At 73.6% G+C, this 15297-nt stretch carries 8 protein-coding genes and 3 pseudogenes; 7 read left to right on the top strand and 4 right to left on the bottom strand.

The features are described from left to right. Positions 1-499: 499 nt before the first annotated feature. Positions 500-1513, bottom strand: a complete 1014-nt coding sequence (locus ABZX40_RS31425) for an A/G-specific adenine glycosylase (RefSeq protein WP_355745061.1) — start codon at positions 1511-1513, stop codon at positions 500-502. 860 nt (positions 1514-2373) lie between these two features. Between ABZX40_RS31425 and ABZX40_RS31430 the strand changes: the two are divergent. The 3 genes and pseudogenes from ABZX40_RS31430 to ABZX40_RS31440 all read left to right on the top strand — a co-directional run. Next, positions 2374-3135, top strand: a pseudogene (locus tag ABZX40_RS31430) (histidine kinase); the annotation flags it as partial. A gap of 717 nt (positions 3136-3852) precedes the next feature. Further along, positions 3853-4533: a response regulator transcription factor gene (locus tag ABZX40_RS31435; RefSeq protein ID WP_355745289.1), complete on the top strand. Its 681-nt coding sequence runs from the start codon at positions 3853-3855 to the stop codon at positions 4531-4533. 213 nt (positions 4534-4746) lie between these two features. Continuing rightward, positions 4747-5592 (top strand): hypothetical protein, encoded by an 846-nt coding sequence (locus ABZX40_RS31440; RefSeq protein WP_355745058.1) that lies wholly within the window; start codon positions 4747-4749, stop codon positions 5590-5592. Positions 5593-5868: 276 nt separating this feature from the next. Here ABZX40_RS31440 and disA read toward each other — a convergent pair whose 3' ends face one another. After that, positions 5869-6993: a DNA integrity scanning diadenylate cyclase DisA gene (gene disA / locus ABZX40_RS31445; RefSeq protein WP_355745055.1), complete on the bottom strand. Its 1125-nt coding sequence runs from the start codon at positions 6991-6993 to the stop codon at positions 5869-5871. Between the two features lie 92 nt (positions 6994-7085). Next, positions 7086-8495, bottom strand: coding sequence for a DNA repair protein RadA (radA, locus tag ABZX40_RS31450; protein WP_355745053.1), 1410 nt, complete (start codon positions 8493-8495; stop codon positions 7086-7088). Between the two features lie 278 nt (positions 8496-8773). Between radA and ABZX40_RS31455 the strand changes: the two genes are divergently transcribed. Continuing rightward, on the top strand, positions 8774-10540 hold the full coding sequence (locus tag ABZX40_RS31455; protein WP_355745050.1) for a hypothetical protein: 1767 nt from the start codon (positions 8774-8776) through the stop codon (positions 10538-10540). A 958-nt stretch (positions 10541-11498) separates the two neighbouring features. Here the strand turns inward: ABZX40_RS31455 and ABZX40_RS31460 are convergent. Further along, positions 11499-12392 (bottom strand): annotated as a pseudogene (locus tag ABZX40_RS31460) (hypothetical protein); the annotation flags it as partial. A 94-nt stretch (positions 12393-12486) separates the two neighbouring features. Between ABZX40_RS31460 and ABZX40_RS31465 the strand changes: the two are divergent. The 3 genes and pseudogenes from ABZX40_RS31465 to ABZX40_RS31475 all read left to right on the top strand — a co-directional run. After that, positions 12487-13455: a Ppx/GppA phosphatase family protein gene (locus ABZX40_RS31465; RefSeq protein ID WP_355745047.1), complete on the top strand. Its 969-nt coding sequence runs from the start codon at positions 12487-12489 to the stop codon at positions 13453-13455. Positions 13456-13573: 118 nt separating this feature from the next. Next, positions 13574-14398 carry a sugar phosphate isomerase/epimerase gene (locus ABZX40_RS31470; protein WP_355745044.1) on the top strand — a complete coding sequence of 275 codons (825 nt, stop codon included), beginning with the start codon at positions 13574-13576 and terminating at the stop codon, positions 14396-14398. A 269-nt stretch (positions 14399-14667) separates the two neighbouring features. Further along, positions 14668-15264, top strand: a pseudogene (locus ABZX40_RS31475) (TetR family transcriptional regulator); the annotation flags it as partial. Between the last annotated feature and the right edge of the window lie 33 nt (positions 15265-15297).

Below are 15297 nucleotides of genomic sequence, written 5' to 3' on the forward strand. Positions count from 1 at the left end.
CGCCTGTGATCCGTAGTCGCCCCGTCCTGCCGGGCATGGAAAGAAAGCTACGGAGGCGTTGTCACGGCACTGTGCGAGGCAGCCTGCGGACAGCGCGCGGCTGTACGTCGGTTGTGTAACGAAGGAAGAAATCGGATAAAAGGCTGGGCGGGAAGCTGCGGCTAAAGGGGGATTTGTCGGATCCTGACTCTCGGTCGGCTGGTGCGGAAGTTACGACAGCGCCCGCGACGAGCTCGTCACGGAGCCCGTCATGGAGCCCATCACGGAGCCCGTCACGATCACCCTCGACGCCACCTGCAAGGCCACGTGCAGGGCCACCGGCAAGGCCGCGCGTCAGGCCACGCGTAAGGCCACGTGCAGGGCCGCTCGTAAGGCCACGTGCAGGGCCGCTCGTCAGGCCACGCGCAAGGCCACGTGTAAGGCCACGCGCAAGGCCATATCCAAGGGCCACATCTAAGGCCACGCTAAAGGCACCTGCGCGCCACCTTCAGAGCCACCCTCAGCGCGACGGCAACCGGTACAACCCGCCCTGCAACGGCTCCACCAGCCCGTCCGACACCAGCCCGTCCAGCGCCCGTGCCCGCTGTACCGGCTCGTGCCACACCCGGTCCAGCACCGACTGCGGCACCGGTCCGTGCGCCTCCCGCAGCACCGCGAGCAGCTTGCCCCGCACCTGGCGGTCCGTCCCCGCGTAGGTCTGCCCGCGCCGCGGCGGACCGCTGTGCTCGGGCTTTCCGCCGAGCCGCCACGCGCACTGCCCGGCGATCGGGCAGCTCCGGCACTCCTCGTTCTTGGCCGTGCACACCAGCGCGCCCAGCTCCATCGAGGCCGCGGCCCAGCGCGCCGCGGTGGCCTCGTCGTCCGGCAGCAGCGCCCGCGCGAGCTTGCGCTCCGCCGCGGTCGTCGCGTTCGGCGGGTACTGCACACCCGTCACCGCCCGCGCGAACACCCGGCGCACATTGGTGTCCAGCACCGCGTGCCGCTGCCCGTACGCGAAGGAGGCCACCGCCGCCGCCGTGTACTCCCCGATCCCGGGCAGCGCCAGCAACTGGCCGTGCTCCGCCGGGACGTCCCCGCCGTGCCGTTCCGTTATGGCCACCGCCGCCCCGTGCAGCCGCAGCGCACGGCGCGGATACCCGAGCCGGCCCCAGGCGCGCACCGCCTCGCCGGGCGCCTCCGCGGCCAGATCGGCCGGGCGCGGCCAGCGCGCGAGCCACTGCTCGTACACCGGCAGAACCCGGTTCACCGGTGTCTGCTGGAGCATGAACTCACTGACCATCACCCCCCATGGCCCGGCCTCGGGGCGCCGCCAGGGCAGGTCGCGCGCGTGCTCGTCGAACCAGTCGATGACAGGGGAGTGCAGATCCCGTCCCCGGGACGGGCGGGGGACCTCCCCGGATACCTGTTCTTCCAGTGGGGTCCGGTCCTGGGGCGAGAGGGATCCGCCGGGCCGGGGGGAATCGGCGGACGCGTCGGCGAGTGGGCTGTGGGGGAGCTTCGTGGGCGCAGTCATGACGATTCCGATCCTGCCATGCCAAGCCCCTGACTCGGGCGAACCGCCACCCGTGGGGACGACCCCACCTGACGATCGGCAGGGGCGACACCCACCGCCCGGCTTGTAGCGTCGTACGGATGGACGGCACGAACGGCGACGAGATCGGCGACGGGAAGGGCGAGGACGGCAGGAACGGCGGGGTCGGCGGAGTCGGTGGGGTCGGCGGAGTCGGCGGAGTCGGCGAGCAGGGCACCGGCATCCGGCGGGGCGGCGAGGGCGGCACCGCCATCCGGCGGGGAGCCGGGCGCCGCCCCGGAACCGGCGACACACGGCCGCCCGGCGAGCAGGGAACCGCCCCCAGGTCGCCCGGCGAGCAGGGATCCGACACACCGCCGCCCCGCAAGCACGGATCCGACCCACGGCTGGACACCCAGCACCGACCCACGCCCCACACCCGCACCCCCCTCCACACCCACACCCGCCTCCCCACCCCCACCCCCACCCGCTTCCCCCTCCACACCACCGCCCTCTGGGCCGCCCTGGCCACCCCCACCACCCTCACCCAACTCCTCCGGCTGAACGAACCGCGCCCCCTCTGGCAGCAACTCGCCGGCGTGGCCGTGCTCGGCGTGGCGGTCGCCGTCTCGCGGCGCACCCCGCTGACCGCGTTCGCCCTGGCCGCCGCGCTGAGCCTGGCCACCGCACCCGCCCTGTTCACCCTCGCGTACGCCCCCGCGCTCGCCACCCTGGCGCTGCTGCTCGGACTGCGGGAACGCCCGCTGCGCCCGGCCGCCCTCTGCTTCACGGCCGTCGGCTGTGCCGGAACCGCGCGGATCGCGCACCTGGGAGCCGACCCGGCGCCGGAATGGCTGGTCCTGATGTGCACCCTCCTCTTCTGCTGTGTCTTTCCCTGGCTCGCCGGACGGCACCGGCGCCAGGGCCGGGAACTCGCCGAGGCCGGCTGGCTGCGCGCCGCCCGGCTGGAGGACGAGCAGCGCCACACCGAGGAACGCGCCCGTCTGCGCGAACGGGCCCGGATCGCCCAGGACATGCATGACTCCCTCGGCCACGACCTCAGCCTGATCGCGCTGCGCGCGGGCGCCCTCCAGGTCGCCGCCGACCTGCCCACCCACCATCGCGCCGCCGTCGCCGACCTGCGCGCGGCGGCGGCCGACGCGACGGACCGGCTGCACGGCGTGATCGGCGTCCTGCGCGAGGACGACGACGAACCGGCACCGCTCGCCCCCGCGGGCGAGACGCTCGAACAACTCGTCGCCCGCACGGCCGAGTCCGGCCTGCCCGTCCGCTGGGAACGGGCCGGTCCGCAGCCCGCGCCCACCCCTGAGCCGGGCGGGGTGACCGGGCGGCTGCTGCACCGCGTGGTGAGGGAGGCGCTCACCAACGCGGCCCGGCACGCGCCCGGCGCGACGGTCGTGGTGACGGTGACCGGTGAGGACCAGGGCATCGCCGTCACAGTTTCCAACGGTCCGGCCACGCAGAGTAGTTCCCGCCCGGCGCGAGGAGGTTCAGGACTTCTGGGCCTGCGCGCCGCGGTGACGGCGATCGGCGGCACCTTCGAGGCGGGCCCCTGCGGAGGCGAAGGTCCGGCGCCGTACGGAGGCGGCTTCCGGGTACGGGCGTGGGCACCGGAACCGGCGGCCGAGCGAGTGGACGGACCGGCCGCCGGGCAGGCGACCGAGCGGTCCCCGCAGGGCACCCGCCGCCCGTCCCCGCAGGGCACCCGCGGACGGACCCCGCAGCGCACCAGCGCACGGACCCGCGGGCGGACCCCGCAGCGCACCCGAAGGCGGACCGCCCGGTCCGGGCCGCCGTGGCCACTCACGCCCGCCCCCGGGAGAGGCCGCACCACGGCGGACGACGACGCCCACAGCCCCTCCAGCATGGCCCCCTCCGCTCCCACCCTCATCCCCACCCTCACCCCCACCCTCGCCCTCACCCCCACCCCCTTCACCCACGCCCGAAAACGCGCCGCGCTGGCCCTCTGGGGCGCCGGTGGCGCCGGACTCGTCCTCCTCGGCACCGCCTTCGCCTGGTACGCCTACACCGAGACCCACTCCGTCCTCCGCCCCGACACCTACGCCCAACTGCGCCTCGGTATGACAGCCACCCAGATCGAACCCCTGCTGCCGGACCGCGCGGGTCGCCGATCCGCCCGCCGATCGCGCACCCGTGCCCCCGCCGGGCGCCGACTGCGCCTACTACCGTTCCAGCGGCGAACTCCTCGTCTCCGTGGACCACTTCCGGCTCTGCTACGACGACGGGAACCGGCTGATCGTCAAGGACGTGGTCCCGGGCGTCGGACGCCCCGATACCGCGCGCGAGGAAGGAACTGCCCGATGATCCGCGTACTGCTGGCCGACGACGAGGCGATGGTCCGCGCCGGAGTGCGGGCCATCCTCGCCGGTGGCGGCGAGACCGAGGTGGTCGCCGAGGCGGGCGACGGCCGCGAGGCGGTCGAACTCGCCCGCGCCCACCGCCCCGACGTGGCGCTCCTGGACATCCGGATGCCCCGCCTGGACGGACTGGCCGCCGCCGAGGAGATCGTCCGCACCCTGCCGGGGACGGCGGTCGCGATGCTGACGACGTTCTCCGAGCGGGACTATGTGGCCCGCGCGCTGGGCGGTGGCGCCACCGGGTTCCTGCTGAAGTCCGGCGATCCCTATGAGCTGATCGCCGGAGTGCGGGCGGTCGCGCGCGGGGCCGCGTTTCTGTCGCCCAAGGTGGCGCGGGGGATCATCGACGACCTGGGCGGCGGCACGGGCACCCCGGACCGGCCCACCGGGGGCGGACGGCTCGGCCGGGAGGCCGCCGCGCGGGCGCGGGTCGCGGAACTCTCGCCCCGTGAGCGCGAGGTGCTCGGACTGGTCGGCCGGGGACTCTCCAACCCGGAGATCGCCGCCCGGCTGCATCTGGTCGAGGGCACGGTGAAGGCGTACGTCAGCGCCGTACTGGAGCGTCTCGGCGTCCGCAACCGGGTCCAGGCGGCGATCGTGGCGTACGAGGCCGGGTTGGTGTGACCCGCCGTCAACTGTCGCCGCTGGAGCGCGGATCGGCGGGTCGGAGAGTGTCCGGGGCGGCGGGTGCGATGATCACGGAACGCGACGAACAGGTAACTCAAACATCAAGCAAGCTATGGCCAACGGCGCTTCCGGGATGATGATCCGGAAAAGTTGCCCTTGAGGCGGCGGGTGGCGCGAGCGGCGGCGCGGATCTCTCGTACAGTTTGCGCCGTGGGATCTCTGCGCAATCCGGTCGGGCCGCTTCCCTCCTCCATCTACTGGCGACGGAGGGTCGTCATCGTGTCCGTGGTCGCCCTGCTGGCGCTGCTGACGACCTGGATCGTGCTCTCGCGCGGCGGAGACGGCGACAACGGCGCCGAGGGGTCCAACAGCAAGAACCCCGCGCCCTCCATCACCCCGGGACCGTCCGGGTCCGGACCCGCGATCAGCCAAGCCCCGGGCGGACGCGACGAGTCCGGCGACGGCAGTGACGACGGAAGCGGAAGCGGAGATACCGGCGGCAGTGCGGGTGCCGGGGACGAGGGCTCCGGGGGATCCGGAGGCTCCGGGGGCTCAAGTGGTGGCGGTACCGGCGGCTCCGGCACGGGTGGTTCGGGTGGTACGGGCGGTACGGCCGTCGGTACGGGGGACGCGCTCCCGGCGGGTTCGCCGCTGCCCGATTGCGCGCCCGGCTCCTTGACCCTGACCGTGCGCAGTGTCCGCAACTCCTACTCGCCCGACCAGAAGCCCCAGTTCCAGCTCATCGCCCGGAACTCCGGCTCCAGCGACTGCAAGGCGGACCTCGGCCCCAAGGGCGCGGTGGTGACGATCACCCAGGCCGGGGAGGACGACACGTTCTGGTCCTCGGAGGACTGCCCCTCGGGCGCGGCCAGCCTGCTGTACCGGGTGCCCGCCGGGAGCGGTGTCACGTACACCCTCGACTGGAACCGTCAGCGCAGCGCCCCCGAGTGCGCCACCCCCGCTCCCCGGCGGGCCGCCGCCGGGACGTATCTGGTCGAGGCCCAGGCCGAGGGCTTCAGCAAGGTGCAGACGTCGTTCGTCCTGACGGCGGACTGACGGCGGACTGACGGGAACGGACCGACCGGAGCGGCTCCAGCGGAACGGACCAGCCAAAGCGGGCCGGCCAAAGCTGACCGACCAAAGCTGACCCAGCGAAGCGAACCGACCGAAGCGGACCCAGCAGAGCTGACCGACCGGAGCTGACCGCCCCGCGCGCGGGGGCCGCGTCCGGGAGCGGCTCGCGGACCGGTGCTGGGCGGGCGAGGGACCGACCCGCGCGCAGGGGCACGCGCCCTTCGGGGCGACCGGGGGGATACCGGAGAGGGCCGGAGGCTAGACGTACCGCTCCAGGATCGACGACTCCGCCAGCCGTGACAGTCCCTCGCGCACGCTCCGGGCGCGCGCCTCGCCGACCCCGTCCACCGTCTGGAGGTCGTCGACGCTCGCGGCCAGCAGCTTCTGGAGTCCGCCGAAGTGCTCGACCAGCCGGTCGATGATGGCGCCCGGCAGCCGCGGAACCTTGGCCAGCAGCCGGAACCCGCGCGGCGACACCGCCGTGTCGAGGGTCTCGGGGGACCCGGTGTAGCCGAGGCCCCGCGCGACCGTGCCCAGCTCCAGCAGCTCCGCGTGGCTGAGCGCGTCCAGCTCGGAGAGGGCCTCCTCGACCGTGCGGGAACGCTTCACCGTGGGCTCGGGGACGTAGTCCCGTACGACCAGCTCGCGGTCGGGCTCGACCCCGGCGATCAGCTCCTCCAGCTGGAGCGCCAGCAGTCGCCCGTCGGTGCCCAGTTCGACCACGTACTCGGCGATCTCGGTGGCGATCCGGCGGACCATCTCCAGCCGCTGCGCGACCGCCGACACATCCCGGACCGTCACCAGGTCCTCGATCTCCAGCGCCGACAGCGTGCCCGCCACCTCGTCCAGGCGGAGCTTGTAGCGCTCCAGGGTGGCCAGGGCCTGGTTGGCGCGGGACAGGATCGCCGCCGAGTCCTCCAGGACCCGGCGCTGACCGTCGACATAGAGGGCGATCAGCCGCATGGACTGCGATACGGAGACCACCGGGAAACCCACCTGCTTGGAGACCCGGTCCGCCGTACGGTGCCGGGTGCCCGTCTCCTCGGTGGGGATCGTCGGATCGGGCACCAGCTGGACGCCGGCGCGCAGGATCTTCGACAGGTCGGACGAGATGACGATGCCGCCGTCCAGCTTGCACAGCTCGCGCAGCCGCGTCGCCGTGAACTCGACGTCCAGCACGAAACCGCCCGTGCACATCGCCTCGACCGTCTTGTCGGAGCCCAGCACGATGAGACCGCCGGTGTTGCCCCGCAGGATCCGCTCCAGGCCGTCCCGCAGTGCCGTACCCGGCGCCACGGCGCTCAGCGAGGCGCGCATCAGGCCCTCTGAACCGGCACTCCCACCGGACTTTCCGGGAGCTGCTGCCCGGTCGTTGGCTGCCACTGCACTCCTCCGGTCGCAGGTTCTCAGGCGTCCCGTACGGCGTCCCGTTTCACGTACTCGGTTCGTACGGACGGGCGAGACCTGGGCAAAGTCTACCGGCGGTCCTCCTCGTCCCGGGGGGCCTCCCGGCGACGGGAGCGCGGCAGCACCCGCAGCGCGTCCCCTATGTCCGCGACTTCCAGGACCTTCATACCGGGTGGGATCTTGCCCGGATCGCTTGGTACGAGGGCGTGGGTGAAGCCCAGCCGGTGCGCCTCGGAGAGTCTGCGCTGCACGCCCGTGACCCGTCTGACCTCGCCCGCGAGGCCCACCTCGCCGATCGCCACAAGGTTCTTCGGCAGCGGAGTGTCGCTGGCCGCGCTGGCCAGCGCCAGGGCCACGGCGAGGTCCGCGGCGGGCTCGGAGAGCTTCACCCCGCCGACCGTCGCCGAGTAGATGTCCCGCTTGCCCAGGGCGCTGATCCGGCCGCGCTGCTCCAGTACCGCGAGCATCATCGACACCCGGGAGGTCTCCAGCCCGGAGGTGGTCCGGCGCGGGGACGGGATCTGCGAGTCCACGGTGAGCGCCTGGACCTCGGCGACCAGCGGGCGGCGGCCCTCCAGGGTGACGGTCAGACAGGTGCCGGGCACCGGCTCCGCGCGGCGGGTCAGGAACAGGCCGCTGGGGTCGGTCAGGCCGGTGATGCCCTCGTCGTGCAGCTCGAAGCAGCCGACCTCGTCGGTGGCGCCGTAGCGGTTCTTGACGCCGCGGACCAGGCGCAGGCGCGCGTGCCGGTCGCCCTCGAAGTGCAGGACGACATCCACCAGGTGCTCCAGCAGACGCGGGCCCGCGATGGCGCCGTCCTTGGTGACATGGCCCACCAGGAGCGTCGACATACCGCGCTCCTTGGAGGCCCGGATCAGCGCGCCGGCCACCTCGCGCACCTGCGCCATGCCGCCGGGCGCGCCGTCGATCTCCGGGGAGGCCACCGTCTGCACCGAGTCCAGGATCAGCAGGGAGGGCTTGACCGCGTCCAAGTGGCCGAGGACGGCCGACAGATCCGTCTCCGCGGCGAGGTAGAGATGGTCGGCGAGGGCCTTGATGCGGTCCGCGCGCAGCCGCACCTGGCTCGCGGACTCCTCGCCGGTCACATAGAGCGTGGGGTGTTCGTCGCTGGAGGACTTGGCCGCCACGTCCAGCAGCAGGGTCGACTTGCCGACGCCGGGCTCGCCCGCCAGCAGCACCACCGCGCCGGGCACCAGACCGCCGCCCAGGACCCGGTCCAGCTCGGGCACGCCGGTGGTGCGGGCGGTGGCCTGACGGCCGTCCACCTGGCCGATGGGCACGGCGGAGGTGGTGACCCGACCGGGGGTCGTCGTCCGGACGGCGGGCGTGCCGTACTCCTCGATCGTGCCCCACGCCTGGCACTCGGGGCAGCGGCCGAGCCACTTGGCCGTCTGCCAGCCGCATTCGGTGCAGCGGTAGGACGGTCGGTCCTTCGTGGATTTGGTACGGGCAGCCATGCGGCGACCCTAGCCGCTGGCACTGACAACGAGGCCGGCGCTCGCGGTGCCGCCCGGCCGGCCGGCCCCGCCCCCAGGCTTGTCGGGGCCGGTGCGGAAGCGCGGTGCGGCCCGCCTCCGCCTGCTCGTCACCACCCTCAAACTCGGCCATCCCGTCAAGAACCAGCCATGGAACGAACCGTTCCTGTCCCCCATTGAGGGATCGTTTCACCCGTACGGATTAAATGTGCTCAAGGTGGGAGAAGGGGCCGTCGCGCGCCCCCTACGGTCCACGAGTGATGACCAGCAGCCAGCAGACAGCGACCCGCACCACTGGCGCACACCGGGCGCGCAGGGAGGCACGTGACCGCGCTGCGGCGCGCACGCTGGCGCAGCGCCCACCCGCGCGCTACGAGCCCTATCTGGACGGCTTGTTCACCTACTGCCTCTCCGTCCTGTGCGACCACGACACGGCGACCGCCGCCCTCGGCGACGCCCTCGCGCTGGCCGAGCGCCGCGGCACCCGCGCCCCGGAGGCCCCCGGCGACCGGCGCGCCTGGCTGTACGCGCTGGCCCGCTGGACCTGTCTGCGCAAGCTGGCCGAGGCCAAGCAGAAACGTCAGGGCACGCATGCCTCCGGCCGGGCGCACCCCGGCGCACAGCTCCCCGCGGCCCACGCCTCGGCGCGTTCCGGCACCCACACCCCGGCGCACCCCGGCGTGCACGCCCCCGCGCAGCCGCCCGTCACGGAGGAGGTGCAGGAGTTGCGGCGCCGCGAACTGGCCCTGCTGGCCTGGCCCGAGGCCGCCGGGACCTCCCCGGAGCAGCGCGAGGCCCTCGAACTGGCCGTGCGCCACCATCTGGCCGCCCATGAGGTCGCCGCCGTGCTCGGCATGGACCTGGCCACCGCCCGCGAACTGCTCGCCTCCGCCGCCTGCGAGGTGGAACGCACCCGCGCGGCGCTCGCCGTGGTCGAGACCGGCGGCTGCCCCGGCGTCGCCCGCCTCACCGGCGACCACCAGCTGGTGCTCAGCACGACCCTGCGCCGGGAACTCGTCCGCCATGTCGACGACTGCCCGCGCTGCCGCCGGACCGCCCAGCGCGCGGTCCCCGGCCGCTGGCCCGGCGCCACCGTCACCCCCGCCGAGCTGCCCGTCCTGGGGGCGCCCCGTACGGCGCTCCACCGGGCGCTGGCCCACCACACCCGCGCGCGGGGGGCCGCCGTACCGCGCTACGACCGGCGTGGCTTCCCGATGGACCCCAAGGACCGCGCGGCCCGCAGGGACCGCATCCGCGCGCGTGCCGTCACCACGACCGTCGTCGCCACGGTCGTCGCCGCGCCCGTGATCGCCCTGTGGTCGGCCTACCGCGGCGCCCCCTCGGTGGCCGACGGACAGGGCGGCCCCGGCGCGACCGCCACCCAGGAGGACGGTCCCGGGGGCCTCGACGGCACCGGCTCCGGCTACCAGAACGCGGGCAGCGCCGGCGACCGCCCCGACCGCTTCGGCACCGGCGACCGCCCCGATGTCTCCGTCCAGGTGCTCAGCGTGTCCGGCGCCGGGCACCAGGGCGCCGCCCGCATGGAGGTCACCGCGGCCAACAGCGGCGACACCACCCTCATCACCCTCACCGCCACCGGCGACACACCGGTGAGCTGGTCCGCGTCCACGGCGGCGACCTGGCTCTACCTCAGCCGCGCCGCGGGAACCCTCCAGCCCGGCGAGTCGTTGACGATCAAGGTGTACGTGGACCATCTGCGCGAGCCGTCCGGCCACTGGAGCGCGCGGGTGGCGGTCTCCCCGGCCGGGGCGGTCGTCTCCATCGAGGGCTACGGCACCGCGCCCACGCCGACCGCGCCCCGCCCGACGCCGACGCGCACCCCACCGCCGACCGACCCGGGACCCACCGAACCCGAGCCGACCCCGACCTTCTCCACCCCGACCGCCCCGCCCAGCAGCCCACCCCCGACCCCGACGGACCCCGAGCCCACCCCGACGGCCCCGACTCCGACGGACCCGGGCTCCACGCCGACGCCGAGCGAACCGGGGGAGCCTGGTTCTGGGTGAGCTACCTGGGGGCGGCGGCTGGGTCGGGTTGAGGGCGTGCGGGGTTGGCTGCGCGGGTCGGCTGCGCCAGGGCGAGCGGTTCGCCGCCGGCTGGCGTCGGGGTGAGCGATTCGGGGCCGACTGGCGCCGGGGGCGCATTGCGCGGGCTCGGCTGGCGCCGGGCTGGTCGGCAAAGGGTCGACCGGCGTCGGCTGGATGGCGCCGGTTCGGCTTGGCGTCGGAGGGGAGGGCGGCGGGGCTGGGCGGCGCGGGGGCGAGCGGCACCCGGCCGAGCGACGCCGGGGGTGGACTGCCCGGGGGCGGCTGACGCCGGGCAGGTCTGAGGGGCTCAGGTACGCCGTCACGTCGATGAGCGCCGCCTTCTGCTGAGTGCTGCTTCTGCCCAGCCGCAGCGCCCCCCGGCAGCGGGTCCTGCCCGGCGTCCACCGATCCGGGTTCCCCACCCTCATGGCCCGGTTTCCCGGCTCTTGGCCCGGTTTCCCAGCGACCTGATCCGGCTCCTGCCCGGATCCGGTTGCCGAGCGACCCGATCCGGCCTCCGGCCGCGACCCGATTCCTGAGCGACCCGATCCGGCTCCCGGCCCTCCCGACGCAGTTCCTGGTCCCCGACCCGGCTATCGGACCCGGCTCCCGGCTTCCGGACGCGGCTCCAAGCCCACCGACCCAGCTCCGAGCCCCCTGCTAAGTCCTCAGCCCCCCGGCTCAGCCCTCAACCGCCCTTCCCGGGCCCCAGGCGCCCCCCACCGCCTCAAGTCGGCCCCCCACGCCCTCAACCGCCCGCTCAGGGCCTAAACCGGCGCCAGGCCCCCCTGGCCCTCCGCGTCCCTCACCCCTCCGCGTCCCCCGGCTCCGCCGTGCCCGCCGGGCGCCCCGGCCCCACAAGCCCCGCCGACCCCGACGGCCCCGCCGGATCCACTGACCCCACCGACCCCACCGACCCCACCGCCCCCGCCGGATCCGCCGGATCCGCCGGATGCGGAGCAAACAGCGGCAACCCCGACGCCAACCGCTCCTCGCACAGCTCGCTCAGCCGGTCGTAGCCCGCCTTGCCCATCAGCTCGGTCAGCTCGGGGCGGTAGGAGACATAGACCGGGTCGCCCGCGCCGTGCGCCGAGGTCGCGGAGGTGCACCACCAGTGCAGATCGTGGCCGCCCGGACCCCAGCCCCGCCGGTCGTACTCGCCGATGGACACCTGGAGCACCCGGGTGTCGTCGGGGCGGTCGATCCAGTCGAACGTGCGTCTCACCGGCAGCTGCCAGCAGACGTCCGGCTTGGTCTCCAGCGGTTCCCGGCCCTCCCGGACGGCCAGGATGTGCAGCGAGCAGCCCGCGCCCCCGGCGAATCCGGGCCGGTTCTGGAAGATGCAGGAGCCCTGGAAGGGGCGGGTCTGCCGGTCGCCGTCCTCGTCCTCGGAGACCCAGCCGTGCCGGGTGCCCTCGCCGTGGTGCTGCCAGATGTCCGGCGTGAGCCGTGCCACGAACCCGGCGACCCGCTGCTCGTCGTCCTCGTCGGAGAAGTGCGCGCCCAGTGTGCAGCACCCGTCGTCCGCGCGGCCTGCCTGGATGCCCTGGCAGCCGCTTCCGAAGACGCAGTTCCAGCGGGAGGTCAGCCAGGTCAGATCGCAGCGGAAGACCTGCTCGTCGTCCGCCGGGTCCGGGAACTCGACCCACGCGCGCGGGAAGTCCAGCCCCTGTTCGTCGCCGGTCGCGGCCTCGGCGGCGGCCCGCCCTTTCGCCTTCTTGCCGACTTTGACTGCCTTGTCGATCATGTCGAGCTTGTCGGCTTTGCCGGTCGTATCGTTCTTACCGGTCTTGCCGCTCTTGTCGCTCTTCGCCTTTTTCGTCTTTGGCACGGGTCCAGGGTAAGTCGCCGGACCCGTCCATGGGACCGCTCGGGAACCGGCCTCCGGGGCAAAGGATCGCGCCACTGGCAGTAGCGTTCCGGGTATGAGACTCGGTGTCCTCGATGTGGGAAGCAACACGGTGCATCTGCTGGTGGTGGACGCGCACCCGGGCGCGCGCCCGCTCCCCGCGCACTCGCACAAGGCGGATCTGCGCCTCGCCCAACTGCTGGAAGAGGACGGGTCCATCGACGCCGCAGGCGTCGACCAGCTGATCACCATCGTGCACGAGGCCCTCCAGGCCGCCGAGGACAAGGGCGTCGAGGAGATCCTGCCGTTCGCCACCTCCGCCGTGCGCGAGGCCACCAACGCGGACGACGTCCTCGCGCGCGTACGCGCCGAGACCGGGGTCGAGCTGCGGGTGCTGACCGGCGAGCAGGAGGCCCGGCTGACCTTCCTCGCGGTACGCCGCTGGTTCGGCTGGTCGGCCGGAAAGCTGCTGGTCCTGGACATCGGCGGGGGCTCCCTGGAGATCGCCTACGGCATCGACGAGGAACCCGACGCCGCCGTCTCCCTCCCGCTGGGCGCCGGCCGCCTCACCGCCGCCTGGCTGCCCGGCGACCCGCCCGAACCGGCCGCCATAAGGGCCCTGCGCCGCCATGTACGGGCCCGGATCGCCCGTACGGTGGGGGAGTTCAGCAGGTTCGGCGCTCCCGACCATGTGGTGGCCACGTCCAAGACGTTCAAGCAGCTCGCCCGTATCGGCGGCGCCGCCCGCAGCGCCGACGGCCTCTATGTGCAGCGCGACCTCAAGCGCGAGTCCCTGGAGGCATGGGTGCCGCGGCTGGCCTCGATGACCATCGCCGAGCGCTCCGAACTCCCCGGTGTCTCCGACGGCCGCGCGGGCCAGCTCCTCGCCGGTGCCCTGGTGGCGGAGGGGGCGATGGACCTGTTCGGCGTGGAGACCGTAGAGGTCTGCCCCTGGGCCCTGCGCGAGGGCATCATCCTGCGCAAACTGGACCGCATGGGCACCACGATGACCCCGGCGATGCCGACGGACCTGGCGGACCTGTAGCCGACAGGTGGGCCCGAAACACCCCACCCGACACCTCACCCGCGCGCGTGTACCCCCGTACCCGCCCGTGAACCCCGTCCACCCGGGCCCACCGCCAATCCCACGTACCCTGTGCTTCGTGGCACCCCCTGTCGTACGCATTCCGGACGCGAAGGTCGCCCTCTCGACGGCGTCGGTCTACCCGGAGTCGACGGCGACGGCCTTCGAGATCGCCGCACGCCTGGGGTACGACGGTGTCGAGGTCATGGTCTGGAACGACCCGGTCAGCCAGGACATCGACGCCCTGCGCCGACTCGCCGACTACCACCGGGTCCCGATCCTCGCCGTGCACGCACCCTGTCTGCTCATCACCCAGCGGGTCTGGTCCACGGACCCCTGGACCAAGCTCCAGCGCGCCCGCGCCGCCGCCGAGCGGCTCGGCGCGAGCACGGTCGTGGTCCATCCGCCGTTCCGCTGGCAGCGCCAGTACGCGCGGGACTTCGTCACCGGGATCTGGCGCATGGCCGACGAGACCGATGTCCGGTTCGCCGTCGAGAACATGTACCCCTGGCGCTACCGCGACCGCGAGATGCTCGCGTACGCCCCCGAGTGGGACGTCACCAAGGACGACTACCGGCACTACACGATCGATCTCAGCCATACGGCGACCGCCCGCGTCGACGCCCTCCACATGGTCGACCGGATGGGCGACCGCCTCGGCCATGTCCATCTCGCCGACGGCCGGGGTTCGGCCAAGGACGAGCACCTGGTCCCCGGCCGGGGCACCCAGCCCTGCGCCGAACTCCTGGACCGGCTCGCCGTGACCGGCTTCGACGGGCATGTGGTGATCGAGGTCAACACGCGCAGGGCGATGTCCAGCGCCGAGCGCGAGGCGGACCTCGCGGAGGCCCTCGCCTTCACCCGCCTCCATCTGGCCTCACCGACGAAGGTGACCCGGTCATGACCGCCCCGGAGAACGAACCCAAGCCCGCTCCCGGGACCCCGGCCCGGAGCGACGCCCCAGGTGCCCCGGCCCAGACCGGTACCCCTGGGACCCCGGTCCAGAGCGACCCCGCCGGGACCCCCGCCCAGACCGGCACCCCTGGGACCCCGACCCGGAGCGACGCCCCCGGGACCCCCACCCCAAACCGCCCCCCTAGGACCCCCACCCAGAACGCCCCCCCTAGGACCCCCGCCCAGACCGACACCCCCGCCCCCCCCACAACACCCCCCCGCCGCCGAGGCCGCCCCTCCCGTACCGACTCCGCCGACGGCCCCGCCACCCGTGACCGGATCCTGGCGGCGGCCCGGGACAAGTTCTCCGAGCGCGGGTACGACAAGACCTCCGTGCGGGGGATCGCGAAGTCGGCCGGGGTGGACCCGGCCCTCGTCCACCACTACTTCGGCACCAAGGAGCAGGTCTTCGCCGCCGCCGTCGAGGCCGTCGCCGCCCCGGCGCTCCGCGCACCCGACGTGGTGGTCGACGGCCCCCTGGAGGCCGCGGGGGAGCGGCTGACCCGCTACTTCTTCGGCGTCTGGGAGAACCCGGCCACCCGCAAGCCACTGCTGGCCATCGTCCGCTCCGCCGTGAACAACGAGGCCGCGCGGGTCGTCTTCAGCAACCTCATCGCCAACACGCTGCTGCGCCGGATCGCCGACGACGTCGATCTGCCCGACCCGAAGCTGCGGGCCGAGCTGGCGGCGTCCCAGCTGGTGGGGATCGCCGTGATCCGCTATGTGATCAAGATCGAGCCACTGGCCTCGGTCGATATCGAACAGATCATCGAACGAGTCGCCCCCGTGGTCCAGAGCCACCTGACCAGCCCTTGATCAGCCGCTGGCCAGCCCTTGGTCATCCTTCGA

It is taken from the genome of Streptomyces sp. NPDC004610 (assembly GCF_040609715.1).
Classification (GTDB): domain Bacteria; phylum Actinomycetota; class Actinomycetes; order Streptomycetales; family Streptomycetaceae; genus Streptomyces.

What these genes read in the sequence shown, in the direction of transcription:
- ABZX40_RS31435 (WP_355745289.1), top strand. Translation starts at nt 3,853, where the DNA reads ATGATCCGCGTACTGCTGGCCGACGACGAGGCGATGGTCCGCGCCGGA.
- radA (WP_355745053.1), bottom strand. Translation starts at nt 8,495, where the DNA reads ATGGCTGCCCGTACCAAATCCACGAAGGACCGACCGTCCTACCGCTGC.
- ABZX40_RS31425 (WP_355745061.1), bottom strand. Translation starts at nt 1,513, where the DNA reads ATGACTGCGCCCACGAAGCTCCCCCACAGCCCACTCGCCGACGCGTCC.
- ABZX40_RS31455 (WP_355745050.1), top strand. Translation starts at nt 8,774, where the DNA reads ATGACCAGCAGCCAGCAGACAGCGACCCGCACCACTGGCGCACACCGG.
- ABZX40_RS31465 (WP_355745047.1), top strand. Translation starts at nt 12,487, where the DNA reads ATGAGACTCGGTGTCCTCGATGTGGGAAGCAACACGGTGCATCTGCTG.